Genomic DNA, 26,415 nt, shown 5'->3' on the forward strand with positions numbered 1-26,415 from the left:
TGGGTGGGGGGAGGTGCGGTGGCTACCACGTCCCCAGGGTGAGGACGTGGTCTTCTCCGGCGACGAGGTCGAGCGGCCGACGGCCGGAGGAAGTCCACAGGTCGACGCGGAGCGTCCGCCGCGGCTTGAGGACTGCCCGCGCGCCGTCGGGGGTCCAGTCGAGGTCGAGGTCGGCTCCGAACCGGGTGCGGATGCCGTGCAGCCGGCCCGTGCCCAGGTCGGCCGGGGCGGCCGGGAGCAGGACCAGGCGGTCCGGCGTCGACTGGACGAGGGCTTCGACGAGCACGGCGGGCAGGGTGTGTGCGGCGTCGGCGTTGTAGACGTCGCGGTGCGGGTAGTGGGCGCTCATCAGGGAGGCGTGGAAGAAGTCGCCGGCCAGGACCCGGTCGAGGGCGGCGCCGACCCGTGCGCCGTCGCGCAGGCGGGCCGCGACGAGCGCGTGGTGGAGGTGGCCGTGGGCCGAGTCGTTCTCGGCGCCGCGCAGTTCGAGGGCGCGGTGGGCGGCGGTCGCGAGCTCCGGGGTGTCGTACGGGGTGATCTCGTCGAGCGGCCAGACGCCGTACAGGTGGCTGAGGTGGCGGTGGTCGTAGGTGTCGTCGAGGCCGGGCCAGGCCCATTCGGCGAGTGCGCCGTCGGCGTTGGTCCGGTGCGGGGGCAGCCGGTCGGCGAGGGCGCGCCAGCGGTCGGCGTCCGGGCCGGGGTGGTAGTCGGCCGCGGTGCGCAGGGCGTGCCGGGCGGCGGAGAGGTCCATCGCCGCGTTGACCGTGCCCCAGCTCGCGTTCGCGGGCCGATTCTCGGGCGAGTAGGAGGGGACGATCACGAGGTGGCCCTCGGCGTCGGTCCGGGTGAGGAAGTCCTCGTAGAACCGGGCGACTTCGGCCAGTGCCGCCGCCGTGCGGGGGTCGTGCTCGCCGCGGATCTCGTCGTGGTCGACCAGCGGCTTGAGCAGCCAGTCGGCGCCGGCCGTCCACAGGTGCAGGGGGTACTCGCGGCTGAAGTGGTAGGCCAGTCCGGACTCGCCGTCGCTGTGCGCGGGCGCGACCGCGCCCCGGGCGCCGAACACCGCGCGGGCGTTCTCCCGCCAGTCGCCGAGCTGACGCCGGACCAGTGCGGCGCACGCCTCGGTGACTTCGGGCAGCGCGGCGGTCGCGGCGGAGGCGGTCTGGAGGTTGACGTTGGCGTCGTTGGTGAACGCCCCCGACCAGGCGGTGTCCCAGTCGCCGGTCCACAGGCCGGTCAGGCGGGGCGGGTTGAGTCCGGAGGCGGAGAGCAGGTGGTAGCGGCCGGCGGCGAAGAGCCGTTCCAGGAGCGCCGCTTCGGCGGACCGCTTGAGCAACTCGGATCCCGGCAGCGCACGTTCGGCCGGGTCGGCGCCCAGGTCGAGGGTGACGCGGGTGTAGGCGCCGCGGTGCGGGCCGAGGTGGCGGGCGAGCAGCGCGTCGTACGACTCCTGGTCGGCGAGCAGGTCGCTCAGTTCGCGCGCCTCGGCGGTCACGTCGAGTTCACCGGTGTGGCGGCGGACCCGGGTGAGCAGGAGGACGGAGTCGGCGCCGCTGACGCGGACCCCCGGCGGGACGAGCCCGGTACTGCCGCCGGTGACGGCGACCAGGGTGACGCCGGTGTAGGCGCGGTCGCTGTCGGGGTAGCGGGCGCGGAGGCTGAGCAGGGCGCCCTCGGGGGTGCGCAGCGCGCCGTGGCCGACGCCCAGGCCGGGCGGGGCGCCGGGGAGCCGGTGGTCGAGGGCGATGTCGAGGGCGGCGGTACCCACGACCTGCTGCACGACCACGTCGTCCGCGCGGGAGACGAAGACCCGGCTGGTCCAGTCGGCGGCGGTGGCGGTGACCTCGCCGGTGGTGAAGTCGACGGAGCGGCGGTAGCCGTCGGTCCGGCCGTGCGGCCTGCGCAGCCGGATCTGGAAGGCGGGGTGGAAGGGCTGCACCCACTGGAGCGGACGGCCGTCGGTGAAGCTCTCGGCGGCGGCCGACTCCCCGGCGAGCAACCTGTCCTGCACGTCGGCGAGTCCGGCCGCCAGGCGGGGCGGGCGGGCGTGTTCGCCGCCGTTCGGGCGGACGAGGGTGTGCTGGGTGACGATGACACGGTCGTCGTTCGGATCGCCGAACGCGAGGATGCCGTGGTGGCCGTTGCCGCTCAGGAAGGCGTCCTCCCAGCGGGCGGCGGGGGCCGGCTCCCAGGTGCCGTGGACGGGGCCGGTGGCGGTGTGGACACTGCCGTTCGTGCCGGTGGTGGTCATGGCTTGAGCACCGCCGCTCCGAAGCGGCCGAGGACGGTCTCGCCGGTGACGGTCGCACCGGTCAGCAGGTCTCGATGTGTTCCCATGAGAGCGATCTTCACATCATCGCGACCATGGTTGAACAGGAACAACAGCTCACCCCGCCGGACCGCCTCGACGCCCTTCGGCAGTCCGTCCAGCACCGGGCGGACCCCCGCCCCGGCGGCGATCCTGCCGACCAGCGCGCGCAGCGCCTCCGGCTCCGGGAGCGTGGAGACGTACCAGGCGCGCCCGTTGCGCAGTACGGCCGGCCCTCCGTCCAGTTCACCGCCCTGGTACGGCACGGTCGCGGAGACCCCGGGCGCGGCCTCGATCTCCTCCGACCACAGGGTTCCCCGGAAGCCCTCGCACGCGACGGTCTCCCCGGCGTCCAGCGGCCACCACTCGTGCAGGGTGCGGATGCCGAAGAGCTCGCGCAGCCGTGCGTCCATGCCGCCGGGGCGGATCCGGTCGTCCTCGTCGGCGATGCCGGTCAGGAAGCCGCTGACCAGGGTGCCGCCGCCGCGGACGTAGCCGAGGAGGTTGCCGATCGCGGCGTCGGTGAGGAGGTAGAGCTGCGGGACGACCACCAGCTTGTAGCCGGACAGGTCGTGTTCGGGATGGGCGAAGTCGGTGGTCAGGTTCGACTCCCACAGGGCCCGGTGCCAGGCGTGCAGGACGTCGGGGAGGTCCACCTCGGTGGAGAGCCGGCCTTCGTGGGCACCGGCCCACCAGGAGTGCCAGTCGTGCAGGACCGCGACGTCCGCGCTGATGTGACGGTCGGTCACCTCGGACGCGATCGCGGCCAGTTCGGCGCCGAGCCGCTTGACCTCCTGGTAGGTACGGCCCTCCTCCCCCGCGTGGCTGACCATCCCGGAGTGGAACTTCTCCGCGCCCTGCCGCGACTGCCGCCACTGGAAGTAGCAGACGGCGTCCGCTCCCCGGGCCACCGCCTGGAGGGACCACTGGCGGTTGAGGCCGCGGGGCTTGGGGTGGTTCACCCCGCGCCAGTTGACCGGCCCGGCGGCCTGCTCCATGAGCATCCAGGGACCGCGCGCCTGGGAGCGGGTGAGGTCGTGGACGAGCGCCCCGTTCTGTGCGCCCAGGGGGTCCCGCGGGTCGGGGTAGAGGTCGACGGAGACGACGTCCTCCTCGGCGGCCCAGCGCCAGGCGTCCTGGCCGATCCAGAGCGGCATGAAGTTCGTGGTCACCGGGATGTGCGGGGTGTGCCGGGCGACGATGTCGCGTTCGGCCCGGAAGCACTCCAGGAGCATGTCGGAGGTGAAGCGCCGGAAGTCCAGCACCTGGGTGGGGTTCTTCAGGTAGTGGGCATGGCGTGGCGGCAGGATGCCGTCCCAGGTGTCGTAGCCCTGGCTCCAGAAGGCCGTGCCCCACGCGGTGTTGAGGGCGTCGAGAGTGCCGTAGCGCTGGCGCAGCCAGCGGCGGAAGGCGGCGGCGGCCTCCTCGCCGTGGTCGAAGGTGCAGTACTCGTTGTTGATGTGCCACATCGTGAGGGCGGGGTGGCCGGCGTAGCGGGCGGCGAGGTCCTCGGTGATGGCGGCGGCGTACCGGCGGTAGGCGGCGCTGGAGTGCGCGAAGTGCTGACGGCCGCCCCACCACTCGGTGCGGCCGTCGGCGTCCCGGGGCAGGGTCTCCGGGTGCAGCCGCCCCAGCCACGGCGGGGGTGACGCGGTGGGGGTGGCGAGGACGACGCCGATGCCGTGGCCGTGCATCAGGTCCATGAGCCGGTCCAGCCAGCCGAAGTCCCGCTCCCCGGGCTGCGGTTCGAGCCGCGACCAGGAGAAGACGCCCATGGTCACGGAGTTGACGCCGGCGGCCGTCATCAGCCGGACGTCCTCGTGCCAGGTCTCCTCGGGCCACTGCTCGGGGTTGTAGTCGCCGCCGAAGAGGATCCGCCCGCGGGTGGCGTCGGAGAGGCCCGGCGGCCTGCGTCCGGCGGTCATCGGACGGGGTCCCCGTACTGGATGCCGCGCCCGTTGGTGGCCAGGTAGACCCTGCCGTACAGGCGCGGGTCGCCGGTGACGGCCTGTCCGGTCCAGCCCCACTGGTGCCGGTCGTCGTTGACGCGGACCCAGCTGCCGGCCTCGTCGTCGGAGCGGTGGACGGCGGTGCTCGATCCGGTGGCGCCGACCAGGTACACCGCCGGGTAGCCGGCGCCGGGTGCCGCCTTGCCGAAGCCGAGGGTGTAGGCGGCCCGGCAGCCGGCGACCCTGGCGAAGGTGGTCCCGCCGTCGGTCGACCGGTACAGCCCGTTCCACTTCACGCTCAGCCACAGGTCACCTGACCTGCCCGGGGCCGCGACCAGCTGGAACTGACTGTCGCCCGCGGGCAGCCCGCTCGCACGCGCCGTGAACGAACGGCCACTGTCAGTGCTGGCTTGTAGCGTTCCTGTGTCGGTGTCGTACGCGTAGAAGAGCGTCGGGTCGGCCGGGTCGGCGACCGGCGTGGCGCCCTTCGGGAAGGAGGAGATCTCGGTCCAGGTGGCGCCGTTGTCGTCCGACCGGTGGGCGGGGTACTTGGTCCCGTCCCAGTGCACGAAGGACCACAGCAGCACGCTGCCGTCGGCGTTGGCGGCGATCGGCCCCGGTGCGTCGTGGGCGAGGGAGGGCTGGGCGGCGAAGGGCGCCCAGGTCCGGCCCCCGTCGTCCGAGAAGGCGCCGTTGCCGTGGTCGCCCCAGCCGGTGCGGACCACGTACGCCGGCCGGCCCGCGGCCTGCGCGAGCCCCGTCGCCGACCCGAACACGGGGTTCGTGGCCATACCGCGGGACGGAGACGCGGTGAGCCGCTCGTGGTACAGGACGCCGATGTCCCCCGAGCCGCTCAGCAGGTGTGCCTCCCCGACCGGGGGCGACACCAGCTGAAGCACCGACGTCTCCTCCAGGCCGCGGATCCGCGGGGCCCAGTGGACGAGGTCGCGGGTGCCGTAGAGGGTGGCGCCGGTGCCGTAGACGATGTGCTTCGAGTCGTACGGGTCGACGGCGACGGCCTGGATCCACCACCCGAACTTGGGCTGATCGCCACCCCACTTCAGGAAGGGAGTCTCGGACACGTCGAAGACAGCGGAGTCCTTGAGGGACGTCCAGGTACGGCCGCCGTCGGTGGTCCGGTAGAGGGTGTCCACGGCCGCCCACCGGTTGTTCGTCGAGACGACGACGGTGCCGGGGCGGCGGGCGTCGACGGCGACCCCGCCGTAGCCGAAGGTGTCGCTGCCGGCGGGCGGGACGGGCGTGACCTCCGTCCACCTGTCGGTGCCGCTGTCGGTGGCGAGCTTGTGCACGCTGCCGTTCGCCTGGCCGTTGGGGCCGGGGGCGTCGGCGTACGTCACGTACAGCTCGCGGGCGTGGCGGTCGTAGGCGGCGCGGACCGGGATCCTGGCGGCGGTGCCGGTGGGCTGCCCGGGGACGGCCTCCCACGTGGTCCCGTCGGTGGTGCGGTACAGACCGACGGCGGTCGCGCTCCCGTCACCGTCCGCCCAGCCGGCACAGACGGCACGGCCCACGGCGACGAGGAGGCTGACGCCCTGGCCGGAGGCGGACGGGGCGGGCGGGAAGCCGGGGGCCGCGGCCCAGGTGGCGCCCCGGTCGGTCGACTTGAGCAGTCCGTCGTGTCGCGTCCCCAGCCACAGGGTGTCGCTGTCCCGCGGGTCGACGAGGAGGCGTTCGCCCATGCCCCGGCCGTCCTCGTTGGCGCCGAGTTTCACGGTGAGGTCGGTGCGGGTCCAGGTGGTGCCGCGGTCGTCCGAGCGCAGGACCGCGCCGTTGCCGGCCCAGGACTGGGCGTAGGTGCCGAGGGCGAGGTAGAGCCGGTCGGGGTGGGCCGGGTCGACGGCCATCGCCTCCACCCCGAGGAGGTTCCAGTCGTCCCAGCCGAGGTGGTCGGTGAGGGGGGTCCAGCGGGCGGTGCGGGCGTCCCAGCGGTAGGCGCCGCCGATGTCCGTGCGGGCGTAGGCGAGACCGGGGGTGGTGGGGTGGAACAGGACGCCGGTGACGAAGCCGGTGCCGCCGATCACCGCGTTGCGCCAGCGGTACGCCTGCGGCTGGGGCTCGGCCGCGTGGGCGGGGGAGGTGGCGGTGGCGGTCGGGAGGGCGGTGAGGGCGGCGGTTGCTGCGGTGCCGGCGAGGACGGTTCTGCGGCGCAGGGTGGGCATGGGGAACCTTCGGTGGGTTTGGTGTGTGGGCCGGGGTGGCGGCGAGGCGGGGGGTGGGGACGCTCACCGGCGCTGGCCGGGTGCCGCTGCGCCCACCCGTGCCGCCCCAGCGGCACGACTGCCCGCAGCCAAGGAGGGCCCCGTAAGGGGCGCGGGGAACTGCGCGATCGGCCCCCACCGGCCCGCGGCCGACCGCCGACCGGACCGCCCCCGCTTCAGAGAGCGACGGTCACCCCTTCACCGCCCCCGTCAGCATCCCCTTCTTGAAGTGCTTCTGGACGAAGGGCGAGAGGACCGCCACCGGCAGCAGGGCCATCACCATCACCGCCATCTGCACGGAGAGGTAGGACAGCTCACCCGTCTTGATCGCCTGCCCCAGTCCCACCGGGGCCTGCTGCTTCTGCACCAGTTGGATCATGACGTTCTGCAGCGGCATCTTGTCCTGGTCGTTGAGGTACAGCGACGCGTTGAACCAGGCACTCCAGTAGCCGACCGCGTAGAACAGGGTGATCACGGCCAGCACCGCCCGGGACAGCGGCATGACGATCTGCCACAGGATCCGGAAGTCGCCGGCGCCGTCGATGCGCGCGCTGTCGGTCAGTTCCTGCGAGATGCCCATGAAGAACCCGCGCAGGACGAGGATGTTGAAGACGCTCACCGCGCTCGGAAGGATCAGCGCGAGATAGCTGTCGGTGAGGCCCAGGGACTGGACCAGCAGGTAGGTGGGGATCAGGCCGGCGCTGAAGAACATCGTCGCCATCAGCAGCATCAGGAACCAGCGGTGGCCGAGCGAGCCGATGCGCGAGAGGCCGTAGGCGCACAGAACCGACACGGTCATCGAGAACAGCGTGCCGACGACGGTGATCAGGACGGAGATGACCGTGGCCCGGGTGACCTGGCCGCCGCTCAGCAGCTCCCGGTAGGCGACGAAGGTGATGCCCTTGGGGATCATCACGAGGCCGCCCGCCTCGTCGATGGTCTTCCGGGAGGACAGGCTGGTGACGACCACGATCCAGAGCGGGAAGAGGACGCCGAGGCAGGCCAGGGTCAGGACCAGGCCCTTGCCGGCGACGCCGGCCCTGCCCGGTTCCTCCTCCCAGACCGGGCGGGGCGGTGCGGCCCACCGCGACGGCGGCCGTTCACGCGTGGGCGGTTCCTCGATGACGGCGGTCATTTCTTGTACACCCCCTGCTCGCCCATGAGATGGGCCACCTTGTTGGCGGCGAGGACCAGACCGAGGCTGACCACGCCCTTGATGAGCCCCGCGGCAGCCGCGTAGCCGAAGTCCTGGTTGCGGACGCCGTTCCACCAGACGAAGGTGTCGAGGACCTCGGAGGCTCCCGGTCCGACGGCGTCGCGCTGGAGCAGGATCTGTTCGAAGCCGACGGTGAGCGCGTCGCCGACCCGCAGGACCAGCAACAGGGCGATGACCGGGCGCAGGGCGGGCAGCGTGACGTGCCAGATACGGCGCCAGCGGCCCGCGCCGTCCATCGCGGCGGCCTCGTAGAGGTCCGGGCTCACGGACGCCAGCGCCGCCAGGAAGACGATGATCCCCCAGCCCGCGTCCTTCCAGATGCCCTCGGCGGTGACGAGGAACTTGAAGGTGGACGGGTCGGTCATGATGTCGAGGCCGTCGTAGCCGTGCTGCCGCAGCAGCTGCGAGAGCACGCCCGCGCCGCCGAAGATCTGCTGGAAGACGGAGATGACCAGCACCCAGGAGAAGAAGTGCGGGAGGTACAGCACCGCCTGGGCCATCGCCCGTACCCGGGGCCGGACCACGCTGTTGATGAGCAGCGCGAGGGCGATCGGGATCGGGAAGAACAGCGCGAGTTGCAGGAAGAACAGCACCAGGGTGTTCTTCACCGCGTTCCAGAAGGCGGAGTCGGCGAAGATCTGCTGGAAGTTCTCCAGGCCCACCCATGCGCTGTGCAGCATGGAGACGACGCCGTTGTCGCTGATGTACGGGTCGTAGTCCTGGAAGGCGACGATGTTGCCGAGGATCGGCAGGTAGTTGAAGACCAGGAGCAGCAGGACCGCGGGCAGGGTCATCAGGATCAGGGCGCGGTCGCGTCTGAATCTGAGGCGCAGGCCGAGCTTCCCGGTGTCCGCCCCCCTCCCGTTCTTCCCGGTTCCGGTGGCGCCGCCGGGTGGCACCGGGGTCCTCCTCGTACCGTCGTCGTCTGCCTCGGCCCTGCTGCGAGGCACCGTGCTGTGGGACACGGCTGTTCTCCTTGCCTCGGTGCCGGGTCAGCTCGCGGACGATCCGTTGTCGTCGAGCAGCTTCTGGTACCAGTCGCGCAGCTTGTCGCCGCCCTTGCTCTTCCATTCGGCGACGGCCTGCTGCATGTCGCTGATCTTCTTGCGACCGCGGGTGATGTCGTCCTCCAGCGTCTCGAAGTCGTCCATGAGGTTGGTGTAGCGGGACGGCTCGGTGATCATCTGGCCGAAGAAACTGGACTTCCTGGTGAAGGAGCCCATCCGCTGCTGCCACTCGACCTGCGCCTTGGCGACGTCGGGGAAGTCGGGGTGGGCGATGGTGGCGGCGGGGCTCGCGATCATGACGTAGGCGTTGAGGACCTCGTTGTTGCCCCGGGTGGTCTTGGTGGGCACGCCGTTCTTGACGGTGTAGTGGGTGCCCTCGACGCCGTAGTTGGTGGCCATGTACTCCTTGGTGCCGTACGGCGCGGCGGTGGTGTTGGCGACGGCCAGCACGTCGTGGACGACGGACTCGGAGGCCTTCTTGTTGACGAAGGCGAAGATGCCGGCGGGCTGTTCGGCCCAGACCTGCGGGTTTCCGCCGTCGTGGGCATAGACGTCCATGCCCCAGATCCTGTAGTCCGGGTTCTGGGTGGCCTGTTCGGCGGTGCGGCTCCACCACTGGCTGATGTCGTTGGGGTAGATCAGGAACTCGCCGGCCGCGAACTTGGGGCCCGCGTCCGGGGCGTTCTTGCCGAGCATGGCGTCGGGGTGCACGACGCCGGCGGCGAAGAGCTTGCGGGTCCACTCCAGCGCTTCGAGGTACTCGTCGGTCTCGATGCGGTTGATCAGCTTGCCGTCGACGAGGTTCCAGCCGAGCGGCTTCTCGCTGCCGGACAGCACGCTGAACATCTGCCAGGCGGTCCACTTCATGTCCATGCAGGCCCAGCGCTTGGCCTTGGCGTTGGTGATCTCCTTGGCGAGGGACAGGAACTCGTCCGCCGAGCGCGGGACGTCGTAGCCCTCCTTGTCGAAGATGTCCTTGCGGTAGAAGGGCACGATGTTGGTGACGTACGAGGCCGGCATCGGCAGCCCGCGCAGCTTGCCGCCGAAGATGCAGCGCCGCCAGGCGTCGGTGGGGATGGCGGCGAGGTTCGGGTAGTCCTTCACCTTGTCGCCGGAGAGGTACGGGCCCAGGTCGGCGAACTTGCTGATGATGGCGGTGGGTATCTTGCCGCCCATGTTCCAGTTCGGGATGACGACGACGTCCGGCACGTCGCTGGAGGCGAGGACCGCGCCCAGTTTCTGGTCGTAGGTGTTGCCGTCCTGGTTCTGCCACTGAACGTCGACGCCGATCATGTCGTTCATCGCGTTGTAGTACGGGTTGTCCTGCTTGGGCGGGGAGCCCCAGAACGGCGACATGACGGTGACCTTGCCGCCCTTGCCGAGCTTCTTCGGGACCGAGGTCTTCAGGGTCGCCAGGTCGAGCTTGCCGGTGAAGCCGATCGAGGAGCCGTACTTCGACGGGATGTCCGGGGTCACCACGTTGTTGGCGACGTACGCCGGCAGCAGCTTCTTCGCGTCCTTGCCCGAGGAGGAGCCCCCTCCCGACCCGCTGTCCGACGCCCCGCAGGCGGCGAGCAGCGGCATCCCGCCGGCCACCGCTGCGGTGGCGACTGCCGTGGAGGCGAGGAAACTTCTCCGGCTCGGCCCGGAGGGGGCGGAAGCGGCGTTCGGCGTCATTGCGTCAACCCTTCGTGGCGCACCAGGACACCCGGCGGTGGCCGTCGGCTGCGGTGTCTCGAGTGGAACTGGCTGAGCGGAAGCGGCCCTTCGACCCATGTCGCGGGTCCCCGTGGTGCGTCCCCGTGGTGTGTCCTGTGCGGAGGGGATCGGGTAGTCGAAGCGCTTCGATGTTGCTGCGAGGTTAAGTGAACACCCGGGGGTGCACAAGGGTCGCTTCCAAGATTCCTCCGAGGCACCGGGGGTGACCTCTGGGTATGCGGCGCTTGAAATAACGGTGTGCATCCCTTGACACCCACCCCTGTGTCGAATGAGCATCGAAGCGCTTCGAAAGCTCCTCGTCGCTCCATCGCAAGGGGAACCGCACGTGACCGCTCAAACGCCGCCTAGGCCGCCTTTCCGCGATCCTCGCCTGCCGTTCGCGAAGCGCATCGACGATCTGCTGGCCCGGCTCACCCTGGACGAGAAGGTCTCCTTCCTCCACCAGTTCGCACCCGCCGTCGAGCGGCTGGGCATCGCCGCGTTCCGCACCGGGCAGGAGGCTCTGCACGGCGTGGCCTGGATGGGCCCGGCGACGGTGTTCCCGCAGGCCGTGGGCCTGGGCGCGACCTGGAACACCGGCCTCGTGCGCCGGGTCGGCGAGGCGGTGTCCAAGGAGGTCCGGGCGATGCGCGCCCGCGACGACCGCGTCGGCCTCAACGTCTGGGCGCCGACGGTGAACCTGCTGCGCCACCCGCTGTGGGGCCGCAACGAGGAGGGCTACTCCGAGGACCCGAAGCTCACCTCGGCCATCGCCACCGCGTACACCCGGGGCCTGCGCGGCGACCACCCGGTGTACTGGCGTACGGCCCCCGTCCTGAAGCACTGGCTGGCCCACAACAACGAGACGGACCGGGCCACTTCCTCCTCCTCGGTAAGCCCGCGCGTCCTGCACGAGTACGACCTGCGCGCCTTCAGGGAGACCGTGGAGGCGGGCGCGGTGGCCGGGGTGATGCCCGCGTACAACCTGGTCAACGGCCGCCCCAACCACGTCTCCCCGTACCTGGGCGAGGAGTTGCGGACCTGGACGGACGAGGAGCTGCTGGTCTGCTCGGACGCCGGCGCGCCCAGCAACCTGGTCGACCACGAGCACTACTTCGCCACGCACGAGGAGGCGACGGCGGCGGCCCTGCTGGCCGGCGTCGACAGCTTCACCGACCACGGCACGGACAGCACGCGGATCGTCGCCCGGGTCCACGGAGCGCTGACCCAGGGGCTGCTGACGGAGAAGGACATCGACACGGCGGTCCGCCGCCAGCTCTCGGTCCGCTTCCGCCTCGGCGAGTTCGACCCGGCACACGACCCGCACCTGCCCGCCGCCGAGTTCGGCGGGACCGCCGGGTGCGCCGAGTTCGACACCCCGGCCCACCGCGCCCTCGCCCAGGAGGCGGCCGAGCAGGCGGTCGTGCTCCTCAAGAACGACGGCGACCTGCTGCCGCTCGCGTCCGACACCCGGATCGCCGTGGTCGGTCTGCTCGCCGACGAGTGCAAACTCGACTGGTACAGCGGCACGTTGATCCACCGCTCCACTCCCCTGGAGGGCCTGTACGAGCGGTTCGGCGCGGAGCGCGTGGAGTTCACGGAGGGGGTGGACCGGGTCCGGCTGCGGCTCGCGGACGGCTCCTTCCTGCACGTGCCGCCCGCCCCCGAGGCCGCCGACGAGGCGCGCGGCGCGGCGGGCGCCCTGGACCCGGCGCTGCTCGCGGGCCGCACGGACCTGCCCCCGCTGACCGCCGACGCGACCGGCACCGAGTTCGCACTGGCCGACTGGGGCGAGGGGGTCCTCACCCTCCGTGCCCCGGACGGCCGGTACCTCTCCGTCGCCGAGGACGGCTTCGTCCGGGCCGCCGCGGACCAGCCCGGCGGCTGGGTCGTCCAGGAGACGTTCCGCCTGGAACCCCACGAGAACGGTCACCTCCTCCGGCACCTCGGCACGGATCGCCACGTCTCAGTCGCCGCCGACGGGGTGAAGGTTGCCGCCGAAAACGCCTCGATCTTCGAGTTGATCATCGTCGAACGCGGTACGGACGCCGTCACCAGGGTGGCCGCCGCGGCCGACGCGGTCCTGGTGGTCGCGGGCAACGACCCGCACATCAACGGCCGCGAGACCGAGGACCGTACGACCCTGGCCCTGCCCCCGCACCAGGAGCGGCTGCTGCGGGCCGCCCGCGCGGCGAACCCGGACACCGTGCTGGCGCTGGTGTCGTCGTACCCGTACGCGGTGGACGCGGCCCGGCTGCCCGCCGTCCTCTGGACGGCCCACGGCGGCCAGGCGGCGGGCACCGCCCTCGCCCGCGTCCTGGCAGGTGACGTCTCCCCCGCGGGCCGCCTCCCGCAGACCTGGTACGCGGCCGACGCCGACCTTCCCGACCTGCTCGACTACGACGTGCTCGGCGCCCGCCAGACGTACCTCTACTTCGAGGGCACCCCGCTCTTCCCGTTCGGCCACGGCCTGTCGTACGCGTCCTTCTCCTACGCGGACCTGGCGACCGAGGTGGCGGACGGAACGCTCCGGGTCTCCTTCACGGTCGCCAACACGGGTGCCGTACCGGCGGACGAGGTGGCCCAGCTCTACACCCGGGCCGTCGAGCCGTCGGCGGTACGCCCGCGCCGCGAACTCCTCGCCCACCGGCGGCTCACCCTCGCGCCCGGCGAACGAACCGCCCTGACCTTCGAAGTCCCGCTCTCCGCCTTCGAGTTCTTGGACGTGGCACGCGGCGGACGGCGCCGTGAGCCGGGCCCGTACGACGTGCTGGCCGGCGCGTCCAGCGCGGACATCCGCCTCCGTACGACGGTGGTCCTCGACGGCGAGCCGACGGCGCCGCGGGCCCTCGCCTCCGGATCCGGCCTCGAACCGGCGGACTTCGACGAGCAGTCGGGCATCGCGATCGTGGACCGCACGCGGACGGCGGGCGACGCGGTGACCCCGGCGACCGGCGGCCCCGGCGAACTCGTCTACCGGAACTGCGACTTCGGCACCGGCACGACCGAGGTCACGGCCCGGCTGGCGGGCCGGGGCACCCTGGAACTGTCCCTCGACGGCGCCCCGCCGCTCGCCGTACTCACCCTCGACGAGCCGACCGCCGACGCGTACACCTACACCTCGCTCACCGCTCCCCTCCCCGCGGACGGCGTGCACGACCTCCACCTCGAACTGCGCGGCCCCCTACGGCTCGCGCACGTCGGCTTCTCCGGTTGAGGGTCCGGAACAGCCGACGCGGAGAAGGGCCCGGCACCGTATGACATCGGTGCCGGGCCCCTCCATGTGAGGACACGGTTCCCGCAGGGGGGCAGGGGATCCCGGAGTCTGCGGACGCACCGCGGCCGGAGCCCCCGCACAGCGGGCTCCGGCCGTGGTGTGTGTGGTCCGTGGCAGGTCAGAGGGCGAGGCCCGTGAGTACCAGGACGCGCTCGTAGGTGTAGTCGTCCATCGCGAACTTGACGCCCTCGCGGCCGACGCCGGACTGCTTGGCGCCGCCGTACGGCATCTGGTCGGCGCGGTAGGAGGGGACGTCGCCGACGACCACGCCGCCGACCTCCAGCGCGCGGTGGGCGCGGAAGGCGGCCTGGAGGTCGTGGGTGAACACGCCCGCCTGGAGGCCGTACTTGGAGTCGTTGACGGCGGCGAAGGCCTCGGCCTCGCCGTTCACCTTCTGCACGGTGAGGACGGGTCCGAAGATCTCCTCGCAGGCCACGGTGGTGCCGGCCGGGACGTCGGTGAGGACGGTCGGCGCGTAGGTGGCGCCGTCGCGGTCGCCGCCGGTGACCAGGGTGGCGCCGTCCTCGACGGCCTCCTTCACCCACGCCTCGACGCGCTCGGCCGCGGCCTCGCTGACCAGCGGGCCGACGTCGGTGCTGTCGTCGGCGGGGTTGCCGGTGACCTGGGCCTCGACGGCGGCGACGATGCGCGGCAGGAGGCGGTCGTAGACGGACGCGTCGGCGATGACCCGCTGCACCGAGATGCAGGACTGGCCGCCCTGGTAGTTGGAGAAGGTCGCGATGCGGGTCGCGGCCCAGTCGAGGTCGGCGTCGGAGGAGTAGTCGCCGAGGACGACGGCCGCGCCGTTGCCGCCGAGCTCCAGGGTGCAGTGCTTGCGGGGCACCGAGTCCATGATCGAGTAGCCGACCTTCTCGGAACCGGTGAAGGAGATGACCGGGAGGCGCTCGTCCTGGACGAGGGCGGCCATCTTGTCGTTGGCGACCGGGAGGATCGACCAGGAGCCGGCCGGGAGACCGGTGCTCTCGGCGAGCAGGTCGCCGATGATCAGGCCGGACAGGGGGGTGGCGGGCGCCGGCTTGAGAATGATCGGCACGCCGGCGGCGATGGCCGGGGCGATCTTGTGGGCGCACAGGTTGAGGGGGAAGTTGAACGGCGCGATGCCGAGGACGACGCCCTTCGGGAAGCGGCGGGTGAGCGCGAGGCGGCCCTGGCCGCCGAGGTCGGTGTCGAGGCGCTGGGCCTCGCCGCCGTTGAAGCGGCGGGCTTCCTCGGCCGCGAACCGGAACACGGACACGGCGCGGCCGACCTCGCCGCGGGCCCACTTGATCGGCTTGCCGTTCTCGGCGGAGATCAGCTGGGCGATCTCCTCGGTGCGCTCCACGAGGCGGCGGCTGACGTGGTCGAGAGCGGCGGCGCGTATGTGGGCCGGGGTGGCGGCGAACTCGTCCCGTACGGCGTACGCGGCGGCGACGGCTTCCTCGACCTGGGCGTCGGTGGGCACGCTGACCTTGCCGACGAGACGGGCGTCCCACGGGTTGGTGACGTCGAAGGTGTCCTCGCCGGTGGCCTGGCGGCCGGCGAGCCAGAAGGCGTGGGTGGCGGTCATTGCGAGTCCCGGCCCTTCCGCGTTGGGGGTGGGTGTGCAGGGTGTTCGGCTCCACGGTAGGCCGGTGGGGGCGGGGGTGTGTTTGTCCGGGGTGTAGTGGTGGCGGCAGAAGTCACGCCGGATTGGCACGGTCCACGAGCCACCACCTTTTCCCCGCCCCCACCGCCCCTACCCGTCCCATCCTCCAGGGGGGGCACCCCCTTCGACCGCCCACTCCGGCCTAAACGCCCTTGTCCTCAAACGCCGGACGGGCTGAGATGTGGCGCGGACCGGCCTTCGCCCTCGGACGCCGGGTGGGGCGGGAACCCCAGGGGCGCGGGGAACTGCGCGAACAGCCCCCACCCGGCCGCAGGCGACAACCGGTCGGTGGTGCGGACGGCCGGCCTTCGTCCTCGGACGCCGGATGAGGTGGGAAACCCAGGGGCGCGGGGAACTGCGCGAACAGCCCCCACCCGGCCGCAGGCGACAACCGGTCGGTGGTGCGGACCGGCCTTCGTCCTCGGACGCCGGATGAGGTGGGAAACCCAGGGGCGCGGGGAACTGCGCGAACAGCCTCCGCCGGGTCGCAGGCGGGGAAGCGTGGGCTACTCCGCTGACGTCGCCTTCAGGGCCAGCCACAGTTCCATTCGGACGTCCGGGTCGTCGAGGGAGCGGCCCAGGATCTCCTCGACCCTGCGCATGCGGTAGCGCAGGGTGTGCCGGTGGACGCCGAGGTCGGCTGCCGCCGCGTCCCACTGGCCGTGGCGGGAGAGCCAGGCACGGAGGGAGGCGACCAGGTCGCCCCGGCCGGTCGCGTCGTGCTCGTACAGCGGCCTGAGCAGACCGTCGGCGAACGCCTTCACCGCGTCGTCGGCGAGAAGGGGAAGGACCGAGCCCGACGCCAGCTGGTCGTGCTCGACCAGGACCCGGCCCCTGCGCCGGGCCACGGACAGCGCCTGTTCGGCCTGTTTGTAGGCGGCTGCCGCGGCGATCGGGCCGGACGGGGCGGAGAGGCCGACGACCAGGTCGTCGTCCGCCGCGTCCGCCTGATCCGGCGCCGCCCTGGCCGCCTCCCGCGCCGCCGCGTACTCCACGGTCGCCGCCACCGCCGCACCCCCGTCCGCGGCCAGCACCACCAGCCGCTCGCCCTCCGGCACCACCAGCACCGCCTCCCCGGACCGGGCCGCGGCCGACTCCACCGCCTCGGTGAGGCCGGCCAGCAGCTCGCCGCCCGCGTCGGCGACGATCATCCGGAACGGGGCGTCGAGCAGCCCGCCGTACAGGTCACCGGCGACCCCGCGGGCATGGTCCGGCTGGCCGGCGAGCAGCATGCGCAGCACCGCCGCCCCGACCCGCTGCTCGGCCGCGTGCAGGGAGCGGGAGCGTTCCGTCGTGAGGGTGAGGAGGGCGATCGCGGAGTGGACGGCGTAGCGCTCCGCCGTGCCCAGCGCCGAGGCCGTGCCGACCGCCAGGGCCGCCCGCGGGCGGCGGCCGGTGCCGAGGGAGTGCAGTTCCACGCGGTCCTCGTTGTCGGGGCCGCCGACCACCGAGGACGCCGGTGCCGGGCGTTCCCGCAGCCGCTCCACCTCCGCCGTCAGGCGGGCCGCCCGGCGCCCCGCCCACTCCGGTGCCGTCGCGACCACCGCGCCGGACGCGTCGTACAGCGCCGCCCAGCCGTCCACCTGCGCGGCGAGCGCGGTGAGCAGGCCCTCCGGACCGGCGTTCAGAGCCTGCCTGGTCAGTTCGCGCTGGGCGGCGAAGCCCGCCGTCACCGCCCGGTACTGGTCGGCCGCGATCGCCGCCGAGACCGCCTTGCTGATGGCGAGGAAGGGGGTGCGGCGGGGCACCTCGAGAAGGGGCAGGCCCTCGCGTTCCGCGGCGTCGACCAGGGCCTTGGGAATCTCGTCGTAGTTGACCCCGACGGCGAAGCCGAGGCCCACCACACCGGCTCCGACCAGGCGTTTCACGTACTTCCGCATCGCCTCCGGATCCTCCGCGTCCAGCTTCAGCGCGGTGATCAGGAGGAGTTCCCCGCCCTCCATGTACGGCACCGGATCGGCGAGTTCGCTGACGTGGGCCCAGCGGACGGGCACGTCGAGGCGGTCCTCGCCCGCGCGCACGGTCAGTTTGAGCGCGGAGTGGTGGACGAGCGAGGCGAGCGTCGGTGGCATCAGGCCGTCAGGTCTTCTCTTCGGTCGTGAGCGCCCCGAGTTTCGTGAGCTTCGTGGGCGCCGTGAGCGAGGGCAGTGGTCTTTGGCCGTCCCGTATGAACGGCCTCTCTCGATTCTGCCTCACTGTACGGTCCCGCGTGCCCCGGTGTTCAGACCCGGCCGCCGGCCCTCAGGTCGACCAGCAGCGGGGGCGCGTGCTCGCCCTTGACCGTGGTCAGGGAGAGGACCGCGTGGCCCGGCGGCAGGCCGTGGGCCAGTTCCGAGGCCGACCAGCGTTCGCGTTCCACCTGCCGGACGGTGACCGCCCGCGCGGTGGCCGCCTTGCCGGTGATCACCCGGCGTACGACGTGCAGCGCCTTGCCCGCCGGGGTCTCCGCGATGATCTGGCGGTCGGTGACGTCCCGGGCCTCGGTCCACTCCTTGCCCCAGACCTCGGCGAAGTCCTGCCCGTCCCAGGGGGTGAGTCCGGCGAAGGCCATCCTGCAGCCGGCGGCGCCGAGCAGCGGGCCGCGGAGCGGGCGGGGTACGTCGTCCAGGGTGCGCAGGGTCAGCACCACGCCCGCGTTGGCCGAGCGCAGCCGCTGGACGGCGCGGACCGCCTCCGGGGTCACCACGCCGGTCGCGTCGTCGAGGAGCAGGCAGGAGAAGAGCGAGCGGTCGTCCCGTACCGCGACGCTCGCCGTGAACTGGGCGAGGACCAGGCGGGCCAGGATGCGGGAGGCGTCCGCGTGGCCGCGCTCGGGCAGGTCGATGCGGACCCGGACCGGATGGTCGAGGGCCTTGAGGGAGAAGGGCCGGGACTGGCCGGAGGTGTCGAAGAAGCCGGCGAAGGCCGGGCGGTCGAGGAGCGCGATGCGGTCGGCGAGGACCGCGCCGACGTCCCCGGGGTGGCCCATCTGGCGTTCCCGCGCGTCCAGTTCGCGCAGCAGCGACTCGTGGCCGGTGGTCGTCAGCCCCTTGCGGAGCGCGGCGAGCGGGCCCGGGGCGCCGTCGAGGAGCTGGCGGAGTTCGGGGACGGAGGGGAAGCGGCCGTGGACCGCCCGGAACGGGCCGAGCAGCTGGGCGAGGACGGTGGTGGAGCGGCGGCTGTCGCTGCCGGGGTGCGGGTCGGCGAGGTCGCCGACGAGGGCCTCGGCGAGTATGGCGGCGGCTTCGTCGGGGTCGGTGGTGCCGCCGTACAGGTCGAGGTCGTAGACGGACTCGGGGTGGGCGATGCGGACGACGACGTCGTAGGCGTCGGCGGGTCCGAGGCCGGCGCCGGCCGCGCCGACGACGACCACGGAGGCGCGGCCGGCGAGCGCGTGCAGGCAGAGCGACTCGGCGAGCGGGCGGACCAGGCCGCCGGTCTTGCCGGAGCCGGCCGGGCCGACGGCGAGCAGCGAGGTGCCGAGCAGTTCGGGGCCGAGGGCGAGGCCGGTGCCCCGGTACCGGTAGGGGTTGCGGGGGTCGTCGGCCGTGGTGCCGAGCCGGACCTGGCCGGTGACCAGGTCGTGGCGGGCGTGCCGGGCGGGCAGGTCGCGTTCGCCGGAGGGGTGCAGGCAGGCGGCGGCTCCGTCCTTGACCACCGCGGCGGTGAACCCGGCCATGGTGTGCCGGCCGCTGCGTACGCCCTGCCAGGCGCGGGCGATCCGGGCGTGGTCCACGTCCCGCATCAGCCCGCTGCGCGCCTCCCCGGCGAGCCGGTCGGCGGCGGCGTCGGCCCCGGCGGCCCGCAGGTGCGGCCACTGGGCGGGGTCCGCCGAGGGCGCCGGAGGTTCCTGGCGGGACCCCGCGGTCGCCGCGGCCCTGAACCGGGGCGCCACGAACCGCCTCCACACCTCGCCCCAGCGGCCGAGTCTGCCCACCACGAGCATGATGGTGAGGGCGACCAGGTACGTGTAACCCTCGTAGATGAAACGGGTCGCGGTCGCCGGGATCGTGGCGTTCGCGCCCTGCCACGAGTCGGGAAGGAACAGCTGGAGCGGCAGGCCCCACCACGCCCCCAGGTACCCGTGCGTCAGCAGGGACCAGACCAGCCACCCCACCAGGAAGGCGATCAGGGCGCCGCTGAGCAGTTGCCGGGTGGGCAGTTCCTCGGGCTCCTCCGCCGCGCGGGGCCGGTACCCGAACCGCCACACCCCCGGTGCCGCCTCGGGCCTGGGCGCCCGCAGCCAGGTCAGGAAGGCGGACCCGTCCGGCAGCGGCGGGACCGTCGGCGGTGCCGTCGGCCGTGGCGGTACCGCCGACGCCTCGACCGGCGCCGCGTCCGCGTCCTGTGGTCCCGCCGGACGCGGTACAGGATTCGCATGCGTACGCCGCGTGTCCCGCGTCCCGTCGCTGTCCATCGCTCTCGCTCCCTGACCAGCCGTTCTTCCGTCCACCGTCAGCGGCCAATCTAACGCCCTCGCAAGGGGAGTTCACCGCTTACGCGGCCGAGGAGCCGTCCGGCCGGACACCGCTCCCCCGGCCGCACTATGTCCATCGCGGACAACGTCACTCTCCGACAACGCCCACATGGAGCATGCCCACCTCCCGCACCCGGCTCTAGCCTGCGAAGAAAGAAGGAAAGCGTCCGAAAACGCACCACCGGAGCAACCGGACGGGACGCGCCCGGCACGCATCGGTTCGCACCACTCATCAGGGAGCCCCCATGACCGCACTTCCGCAGGAGCGTCGCGTCGTCACCGCCATACCCGGCCCGAAGTCGCAGGAGCTGCAGTCCCGCCGTCTCGCCGCGGTGGCGCAGGGTGTGGGTTCGGTGCTGCCCGTCTTCACCGCGCGCGCGGGCGGCGGGATCATCGAGGACGTCGACGGCAACCGCCTCATCGACTTCGGTTCCGGCATCGCCGTGACCTCCGTCGGCGCCTCCGCCGAGGCCGTCGTACGCCGGGCGAGCGCCCAGCTGGCCGATTTCACCCACACCTGTTTCATGGTCACCCCGTACGAGGGCTACGTGGAGGTCGCCGAGGCCCTCGCGGAGCTCACCCCGGGTGACCACGCCAAGAAGTCGGCGCTGTTCAACTCCGGCGCCGAGGCCGTCGAGAACGCCGTGAAGATCGCGCGTGCGTACACCAAGCGCCAGGCCGTCGTCGTCTTCGACCACGGCTACCACGGCCGGACCAACCTCACGATGGCGCTGACCTCGAAGAACATGCCGTACAAGAACGGCTTCGGGCCGTTCGCGCCCGAGGTGTACCGGGTCCCGGTCGCCTACGCCTACCGCTGGCCGACCGGGCCGGAGAACGCCGGTCCGGAGGCCGCCAAGCAGGCCATCGACCAGATCAGCAAGCAGATCGGCGCCGACAACGTCGCCGCGATCATCATCGAGCCCGTGCTCGGCGAGGGCGGCTTCATCGAGCCGGCGAAGGGCTTCCTGCCGGCGATCAGCCAGTTCGCCGCGGACAACGGCATCGTGTTCGTCGCGGACGAGATCCAGTCCGGGTTCTGCCGTACCGGTCAGTGGTTCGCCTGCGAGGACGAGGGCATCGTCCCGGACCTGATCACCACGGCCAAGGGCATCGCCGGTGGTCTGCCGCTGGCCGCCGTGACCGGCCGCGCCGAGATCATGGACGCCGCGCACGCCGGCGGGCTCGGCGGCACCTACGGCGGCAACCCGGTCGCCTGCGCCGGTGCGCTCGGGGCCATCGAGACCATGAAGGAGCTCGACCTCAACGCCAGGGCGAAGAACATCGAGTCGATCATGAAGCCGCGGCTCGCCGCCATGGCCGAGAAGTTCGACGTCATCGGCGACGTCCGCGGGCGGGGCGCGATGATCGCCATCGAGCTGGTCAAGGACCGCGCCACCAAGGAGCCGAACCCGGAGGCCACCGCGGCCCTCGCCAAGGCCTGCCACCAGGAGGGACTGCTGGTCCTGACCTGTGGCACCTATGGCAACGTGCTGCGTTTCCTGCCCCCGCTCGTCATCGGCGACGACCTCCTCAACGAGGGCCTCGACATCATCGAGCAGGCCTTCGCTCGGATCTGAGCCACAGGGTTCGCCAAGTCCGCACAAAGCGGCTCGAACCCGTGTGTCACCACCGCCCCACCCCTCCCGTCCGGCGTGATGTGAGGGGCTGGGGCGGCCCCCGTCGGGCCGTGTGAAGAAGGTGTGCGAGGTGCATGACGGGACGCGATTCCGCCTGTCGTCGCACCGGACCCTGCCGTAGGTTCTACCCAGATGAGAGATACACCCCGCCCACAGGGGACTGTGGGTGATTTCAGGCCGGGGCCTCCCCAGCTTCGACCTGGTCGTGCCCTCGCGCACACAACCGGCGCCTCCGGCTCCGGATCTCCTCACCGATCGGACGGTCGCTCGCCCCAAACCCCCCGGGGCGCGCGACATTCCGATCCGGACGGCCGCCTCGGAACCACCCCCCCTGTTCCGGGGCGGCCGACCTCCTTCCTCCGTTTTCCCCTCGCGGGACTCCTGGGACTGCTGGGCCTTCCGGCCCTCCTCTTCGCGCTGATCACCTGGCAGGTCGTGGCCCACGGCCCCCTGCTCCGCCTGGACAGCCGCCTGAGCAGCGCACTCGTCCGTCCGGACCGGTTCTCCGAACTCCTCTCGGACCTCGGGAACGCACCGGTCGCGGTCCCGGTCCTGGTCCTCGTCATCGCGTACGTCGCCCGGCGCGGCCGTGCCACTGGTACAGACCGGTGGTGGCTGCCGCCCACGGCCGCCGCCGTCCTGATGGCGCTCGTCCCGGCGGTCGTCATCCCGCTCAAGGACTGGACCGCCCGTCCGGGGACCCCCGTGGTGCCCCCGGCGGTCGGCTACTTCCCCTCCGGCCACACGGCGACGGCGGCGATCGCGTACGGCTCCGCGACCCTGCTCCTCCTTCCCTGGCTCACCTCGGCCGCCGCCCGCCGCACCGCGGTCGCCGTCTGCGCGGCGCTCGTCCTCGCCGTCTCCTACGGCCTGGTCCGCCGCGGCTACCACTGGCCGCTGGACGTGGTGGCCAGCTGGTGCCTGGCCACCGTCCTGCTGACGTCGCTACGGCTGCTGCTCAGCCGAAGTACGCGTCGAAGTTCTTCTGGAACTCCCAGTTCGAGAACCGGTCCCAGTTGACCGACCAGGTCATCAGGCCGCGCAGGGCCGGCCAGGTGCCGTGGGTGGTGTACGAGCCGCAGTTGGTCTTCTTCGTCAGGCAGTCCAGGGTCTTGGTGACCTCGGAGGGCGCCACGTAGCCGTTGCCCGCGTTGACCGACGCCGGCATGCCGATCGCGATCTGGTCGGGGCGCAGCGGCGGGAAGACGTTGCCCGCGTCGCCGGCCACCGGGAAGCCGGTGAGCAGCATGTCGGTCATGGCGATGTGGAAGTCGGCGCCGCCCATGGAGTGGTACTGGTTGTCGAGGCCCATGATCGGGCCCGAGTTGTAGTCCTGGACGTGCAGCAGGGTCAGGGCGTCGCGGAGGGCGTAGATGACGGGGAGGTACGCCCCGCAGCGCGGGTCCTGGCCGCCCCACTTGCCGGTGCCGTAGTACTGGTAGCCCATCTGCACGAAGAAGGTCTCCGGGGCCATGGACAGCACGAACTTCGCCCCGTACTTCGCCTTCAGGGTCTTCAGGGCCGAGATCAGGTTCACGACCACCGGGGTGGTCGGGTTCTTGAAGTCCGTGTCGCTCGCGTCCAGGGAGAGCGAGTGGCCCTCGAAGTCGATGTCCAGGCCGTCCAGGCCGTAGGTGTCGATGATGTTCGAGACGGAGGAGACGAAGGTGTCCCGCGCGGCGGTGGTGGTCAGCTGGACCTGGCCGTTGGCGCCGCCGATCGATATCAGCACCTTCTTTCCGGCCGCCTGCTTGGCCTTGATCGCCGCCTTGAAGTCGGCGTCGCTCTCCACGTTCGGGCACTCGGCGACCGGGCAGCGGTTGAAGCGGATGTCCCCGGAGGTGGCCGAGGTCGGCTCGCCGAAGGCCAGGTCGATGACGTCCCAGCTGTCGGGGACGTCGGCGACCCGGGTGTACCCGGAGCCGTTGGCGAAGGAGGAGTGGAGGTAGCCGACCAGGGCGTGCGTGGGCAGGTCGCCTGAGCCGCCGGAGGAACCGGCGGTCGTGGTCGCCGTCACCGCGGCCGACTTCGCGGACTCGCCCGCGTCGTTCACGGCGGCGACCTGGAAGCTGTACGCCGTCGACGGGTTGAGCCCGCTCACGGTCGCCGACGTCCCGGTCGCCGTCTGGACCTTGGTCCCGTCCCGGTAGACCGCGTAGCTCGTCGCGCCGGTCACCGCGGCCCAGGACAGGGCCACGCTGGAGGACGTGGTCGTGCCGGCGGTGAGACCGGTGGGCGCGGCCGGCGGCTGGCCCGCGGAGGCACCCGGCCCGACCAGCGACACGTCGTCCGCGTAGTAGGCGCCGGTGCCGTACCAGCCGTGGGTGTAGAGGGTGACCTTGGTGGTCGAGGCGCCGGTGGTGAAGGTGGTCGTGAGCTTCTGCCAGTCGGGGGCGGACTGGGTCCAGGTGGAGACGTCGGTGGTGCCGGTGCCGCTCGCGCCGAGGTAGACGTAGGAGCCGCGGACGTAACCGGACAGGGTGTACTGCGAACCGGGCTTGACCGTCACCGTCTGCGCGCACTGGGCGTTGTCGCTGCCGGCCGGGGTGGCCTGCAACGCCGAACTCCCACTGCGCACAGGGGAACCGACGGTCGTACCGCTGCCCGCCGTACAACTCCAGCCGGACAGCCCGGACTCGAACCCGCCGTTGACGGCGAGGTCCGCGTCGGCCGCACGGGCGGCCGACGAGAGCGCGGTGATACCGGGCACGGCCAGCAACGCGGCCGTGAGCATGGTCAGGACAGGTCTCGCGCGAACCACAAGAGCCTCCGGGGATGGGGGATTTGGAGGTGAGGGTGCGCACTCAACTTGGTCCAGACCAATCAGCCTGTCAAGAGCTGCGGCCCTTCACAGGCGCCCGCAGGACAGCGCCCCGAAAGGGGCGCGGGGAACTGCGCGAACAACCCCCACGCACCCGCACCCGCGGCCGACCGCCAACCGGCCACCCGGCACCCGGCACCCGGCACCCGGCACGGCGCCTAGTCACCGTCGGCCAGGCCGGCGGCAGCCTCGTGCATCGCCAGCTCCAGCAACGCCGGATCCGTCAGCGTCCCCGACCCGTCCGGCACCACCAGCCACCGCACCCCCTGGGTCGCCCGGCCGGGATACGGCACGACGATCCAGGTGCCGGCACCCGCCGTGCGGATCCCGGTGCCGAGCCAGCGGGCCGCCGTGCCGGGCGGCACGAAGAAGCCCACCCGGTTGTCCCCGAAGTCGGCCAGGACGGGCCCCGGCTGGTCGAGGACGCGGGTGAGCACGTCGAGGGTCGGATAGCCGAGCCCGCCCGGCAGGATCAGCACGTCCCAGGCCCTGCCGGCGGGCAGCAGCGCGACCCCTAGCGGGTTGCGCTCCCATTCCCAGCGGCAGGCCTCGGGATCCGGTGCGACGGATGCCAGCCACTCGACCGCAGTCTTCGCCCCAGCCATCAGAAGACCTCCCCATCTCGCTCGTCGACGCGGGCGTCGCGTCACGGGGAGAGAGGGAGGTCTTCCAGGGGCATTACGCGGGTTTCGGCACCGTATTCAAGTGAGGTGGATCACATGTCGAACCGGTTCAGCTGTCGAAGCCCAGCCCCATCCGGTCCATCGCCCGCAGCCACAGGTTGCGACGGCCGCCGTGGGCGTCGGCGCGGGCCAGCGACCACTTGGTGAGGGCGATGCCCGTCCAGGCGAACGGCTCGGGCGGGAACGGCAGCGGCTTCTTGCGGACCATCTCAAGCCGGGTGCGCTCGGTCTCCTCCCCGGCCAGCAGGTCCAGCATCACGTCGGCGCCGAACCGGGTCGCGCCGACACCGAGGCCGGTGTACCCGGCCGCGTACGCGACCCGCCCCTGGTGCGCGGTGCCGAAGAACGCCGAGAAGCGGGAGCAGGTGTCGATCGCGCCGCCCCAGGCGTGGCTGAAGCGGACGCCCTCCAGCTGCGGGAAGCAGGTGAAGAAGTGCCCGGCGAGCTTGGCGTAGGTCTCCGGACGGTCGTCGTACTCCCGGCGCACCCGGCCGCCGTAGTGGTGGATGGCGTCGTAGCCGCCCCACAGGATGCGGTTGTCCGCCGAGAGGCGGAAGTAGTGGAACTGGTTGGCGGAGTCGCCGAGGCCCTGCCGGTTCTTCCAGCCGATCGCGCCGAGCTGCTCGGCGGTGAGCGGTTCGGTCATCAGGGCGTAGTCGTAGACCGGGACGGTGTAGGCGCGGACCCGCTTGACCAGGTTCGGGAAGATGTTGGTGGCGAGCGCGACCTGCCGCGCGCGGACCGAGCCGTACGGGGTGCGTACGGCCATGCCGGCGCCGTAGGCCTTCAGGGCGAGGGCGGGCGTGTGCTCGTACACCCGGACGCCGAGCGCGAGGCAGGCCTGCTTGAGGCCCCAGGCGAGCTTCGCCGGATGCAGCATGGCCACGCCGCGCCGGTCGTACAGGCCCGCCTCGAAGGTGGGCGAGGCGACCTGCTCGCGGACCGCGTCGGCGTCGAGGAACTCGATGCCGTCCGCGAGGCCCTTCTCCTCCAGTTGCCGGTGCCAGTCGCGCAGTTCCCAGGCCTGGTAGGTCTCGGTGGCGACGTCGATCTCGCCGGTGCGTTCGAACTCGCAGTCGATGCCGTGCCGGGCCACGGCGGCCTCGATCTCGTCGAGGTTGCGCCGGCCCAGCTCCTGCAGTTCGTGGATCTCGTCGGGCCAGCGGGCGAGCCCGTTGGCGAGTCCGTGAGTGAGGGAGGCGGCGCAGAAGCCGCCGTTGCGGCCCGAGGCGGCCCAGCCCACCTCGTGGCCTTCCAGCAGGACGACCTCGCGCCCGGGGTCGCGCTCCTTGGCGTTGAGCGCGGTCCACAGTCCGCTGTAGCCGCCGCCGACGACCAGCAGGTCGCAGGTGTCGGCGCCGGTCAGCGCGGGCTCGGGGTGGGGCTTGCCGGGGTCTTCCAGCCAGTACGGGACCGGCTGTGCTTCGGAAAGAGACTTGGTCCAATTTGCCTGACGGCTCATGGCGCTTGGGGCCATGATTTTCAACTCCCTACAG

The 26,415-nt window shown here is 72.1% G+C and carries 15 protein-coding genes; 3 read left to right on the plus strand and 12 right to left on the minus strand.

The window, feature by feature from the left end:
* Window positions 1-22 precede the first annotated feature (22 nt).
* From AB0D74_RS11030 to AB0D74_RS11055, 6 genes are all read right to left on the minus strand, one after another.
* Complete coding sequence (locus AB0D74_RS11030) at window positions 23-2,251, minus strand: glycoside hydrolase N-terminal domain-containing protein (protein ID WP_362583224.1); 2,229 nt, start codon at window positions 2,249-2,251, stop codon at window positions 23-25.
* The gene (locus AB0D74_RS11035) at window positions 2,248-4,233 is read right to left on the minus strand and encodes a beta-galactosidase (RefSeq protein WP_362583227.1); all 1,986 of its coding nucleotides are present in this window, start codon (window positions 4,231-4,233) and stop codon (window positions 2,248-2,250) included. Before AB0D74_RS11035 ends, AB0D74_RS11030 begins: the two co-directional genes overlap by 4 nt.
* On the minus strand, window positions 4,230-6,437 hold the full coding sequence (locus tag AB0D74_RS11040; protein WP_362583230.1) for a 1,4-beta-glucanase: 2,208 nt from the start codon (window positions 6,435-6,437) through the stop codon (window positions 4,230-4,232). Before AB0D74_RS11040 ends, AB0D74_RS11035 begins: the two co-directional genes overlap by 4 nt.
* 229 nt (window positions 6,438-6,666) lie before the next feature.
* Window positions 6,667-7,611 carry a carbohydrate ABC transporter permease gene (locus tag AB0D74_RS11045; RefSeq protein WP_362583232.1) on the minus strand — a complete coding sequence of 315 codons (945 nt, stop codon included), beginning with the start codon at window positions 7,609-7,611 and terminating at the stop codon, window positions 6,667-6,669.
* Window positions 7,608-8,657, minus strand: a complete 1,050-nt coding sequence (locus AB0D74_RS11050; protein WP_362583235.1) for an ABC transporter permease subunit — start codon at window positions 8,655-8,657, stop codon at window positions 7,608-7,610. Before AB0D74_RS11050 ends, AB0D74_RS11045 begins: the two co-directional genes overlap by 4 nt.
* A 27-nt stretch (window positions 8,658-8,684) precedes the next feature.
* Window positions 8,685-10,376 carry an extracellular solute-binding protein gene (locus tag AB0D74_RS11055; protein ID WP_362583238.1) on the minus strand — a complete coding sequence of 564 codons (1,692 nt, stop codon included), beginning with the start codon at window positions 10,374-10,376 and terminating at the stop codon, window positions 8,685-8,687.
* A 367-nt stretch (window positions 10,377-10,743) separates the two neighbouring features.
* Between AB0D74_RS11055 and AB0D74_RS11060 the strand changes: the two genes are divergently transcribed.
* Window positions 10,744-13,614 (plus strand): glycoside hydrolase family 3 C-terminal domain-containing protein, encoded by a 2,871-nt coding sequence (locus AB0D74_RS11060; RefSeq protein ID WP_362583240.1) that lies wholly within the window; start codon window positions 10,744-10,746, stop codon window positions 13,612-13,614.
* Between the two features lie 178 nt (window positions 13,615-13,792).
* On the opposite strand, the gene AB0D74_RS11065 is transcribed toward AB0D74_RS11060, so the two are convergent.
* From AB0D74_RS11065 to AB0D74_RS11075, 3 genes are all read right to left on the minus strand, one after another.
* Window positions 13,793-15,241 carry an aldehyde dehydrogenase family protein gene (locus AB0D74_RS11065; protein WP_362583243.1) on the minus strand — a complete coding sequence of 483 codons (1,449 nt, stop codon included), beginning with the start codon at window positions 15,239-15,241 and terminating at the stop codon, window positions 13,793-13,795.
* 584 nt (window positions 15,242-15,825) lie between these two features.
* Window positions 15,826-17,391 carry a PucR family transcriptional regulator gene (locus AB0D74_RS11070; RefSeq protein ID WP_362583246.1) on the minus strand — a complete coding sequence of 522 codons (1,566 nt, stop codon included), beginning with the start codon at window positions 17,389-17,391 and terminating at the stop codon, window positions 15,826-15,828.
* Window positions 17,392-17,540: 149 nt separating this feature from the next.
* Window positions 17,541-19,715 carry an ATP-binding protein gene (locus AB0D74_RS11075; protein ID WP_362583249.1) on the minus strand — a complete coding sequence of 725 codons (2,175 nt, stop codon included), beginning with the start codon at window positions 19,713-19,715 and terminating at the stop codon, window positions 17,541-17,543.
* Between the two features lie 305 nt (window positions 19,716-20,020).
* On the opposite strand from AB0D74_RS11075, the gene gabT reads away from it, so the two are divergent.
* Entirely contained in the window at window positions 20,021-21,355 is a 1,335-nt protein-coding gene (gabT, locus tag AB0D74_RS11080; protein ID WP_362583252.1) for a 4-aminobutyrate--2-oxoglutarate transaminase, read from the plus strand.
* A gap of 192 nt (window positions 21,356-21,547) precedes the next feature.
* Window positions 21,548-22,435, plus strand: a complete 888-nt coding sequence (locus tag AB0D74_RS11085) for a phosphatase PAP2 family protein (protein WP_362583255.1) — start codon at window positions 21,548-21,550, stop codon at window positions 22,433-22,435.
* Here the strand turns inward: AB0D74_RS11085 and AB0D74_RS11090 are convergent.
* The 3 genes from AB0D74_RS11090 to AB0D74_RS11100 form a co-directional block, all read right to left on the minus strand.
* Entirely contained in the window at window positions 22,374-24,149 is a 1,776-nt protein-coding gene (locus tag AB0D74_RS11090; RefSeq protein ID WP_362583258.1) for a glycoside hydrolase family 18 protein, read from the minus strand. The two genes, AB0D74_RS11085 and AB0D74_RS11090, sit on opposite strands and share 62 nt — an antisense overlap.
* Before the next feature lie 245 nt (window positions 24,150-24,394).
* Entirely contained in the window at window positions 24,395-24,841 is a 447-nt protein-coding gene (locus AB0D74_RS11095; RefSeq protein ID WP_362583261.1) for a hypothetical protein, read from the minus strand.
* 127 nt (window positions 24,842-24,968) lie between these two features.
* Window positions 24,969-26,396, minus strand: a complete 1,428-nt coding sequence (locus AB0D74_RS11100) for an FAD-dependent oxidoreductase (RefSeq protein WP_362583264.1) — start codon at window positions 26,394-26,396, stop codon at window positions 24,969-24,971.
* Window positions 26,397-26,415 lie beyond the last annotated feature (19 nt).

This window comes from Streptomyces sp. NPDC048278, assembly GCF_040652195.1.
GTDB lineage: Bacteria > Actinomycetota > Actinomycetes > Streptomycetales > Streptomycetaceae > Streptomyces.

Bases quoted from the DNA above. Each gene is read 5' to 3' on its own strand.
- AB0D74_RS11030 (WP_362583224.1), bottom strand. From the start codon at position 2,251: ATGACCACCACCGGCACGAACGGCAGTGTCCACACCGCCACCGGCCCC.
- AB0D74_RS11035 (WP_362583227.1), bottom strand. From the start codon at position 4,233: ATGACCGCCGGACGCAGGCCGCCGGGCCTCTCCGACGCCACCCGCGGG.
- AB0D74_RS11040 (WP_362583230.1), bottom strand. From the start codon at position 6,437: ATGCCCACCCTGCGCCGCAGAACCGTCCTCGCCGGCACCGCAGCAACC.
- AB0D74_RS11045 (WP_362583232.1), bottom strand. From the start codon at position 7,611: ATGACCGCCGTCATCGAGGAACCGCCCACGCGTGAACGGCCGCCGTCG.
- AB0D74_RS11055 (WP_362583238.1), bottom strand. From the start codon at position 10,376: ATGACGCCGAACGCCGCTTCCGCCCCCTCCGGGCCGAGCCGGAGAAGT.
- AB0D74_RS11065 (WP_362583243.1), bottom strand. From the start codon at position 15,241: ATGACCGCCACCCACGCCTTCTGGCTCGCCGGCCGCCAGGCCACCGGC.
- AB0D74_RS11070 (WP_362583246.1), bottom strand. From the start codon at position 17,391: ATGCCACCGACGCTCGCCTCGCTCGTCCACCACTCCGCGCTCAAACTG.
- AB0D74_RS11075 (WP_362583249.1), bottom strand. From the start codon at position 19,715: ATGGACAGCGACGGGACGCGGGACACGCGGCGTACGCATGCGAATCCT.
- gabT (WP_362583252.1), top strand. From the start codon at position 20,021: ATGACCGCACTTCCGCAGGAGCGTCGCGTCGTCACCGCCATACCCGGC.
- AB0D74_RS11085 (WP_362583255.1), top strand. From the start codon at position 21,548: ATGAGAGATACACCCCGCCCACAGGGGACTGTGGGTGATTTCAGGCCG.
- AB0D74_RS11090 (WP_362583258.1), bottom strand. From the start codon at position 24,149: ATGCTCACGGCCGCGTTGCTGGCCGTGCCCGGTATCACCGCGCTCTCG.
- AB0D74_RS11095 (WP_362583261.1), bottom strand. From the start codon at position 24,841: ATGGCTGGGGCGAAGACTGCGGTCGAGTGGCTGGCATCCGTCGCACCG.
- AB0D74_RS11100 (WP_362583264.1), bottom strand. From the start codon at position 26,396: ATGGCCCCAAGCGCCATGAGCCGTCAGGCAAATTGGACCAAGTCTCTT.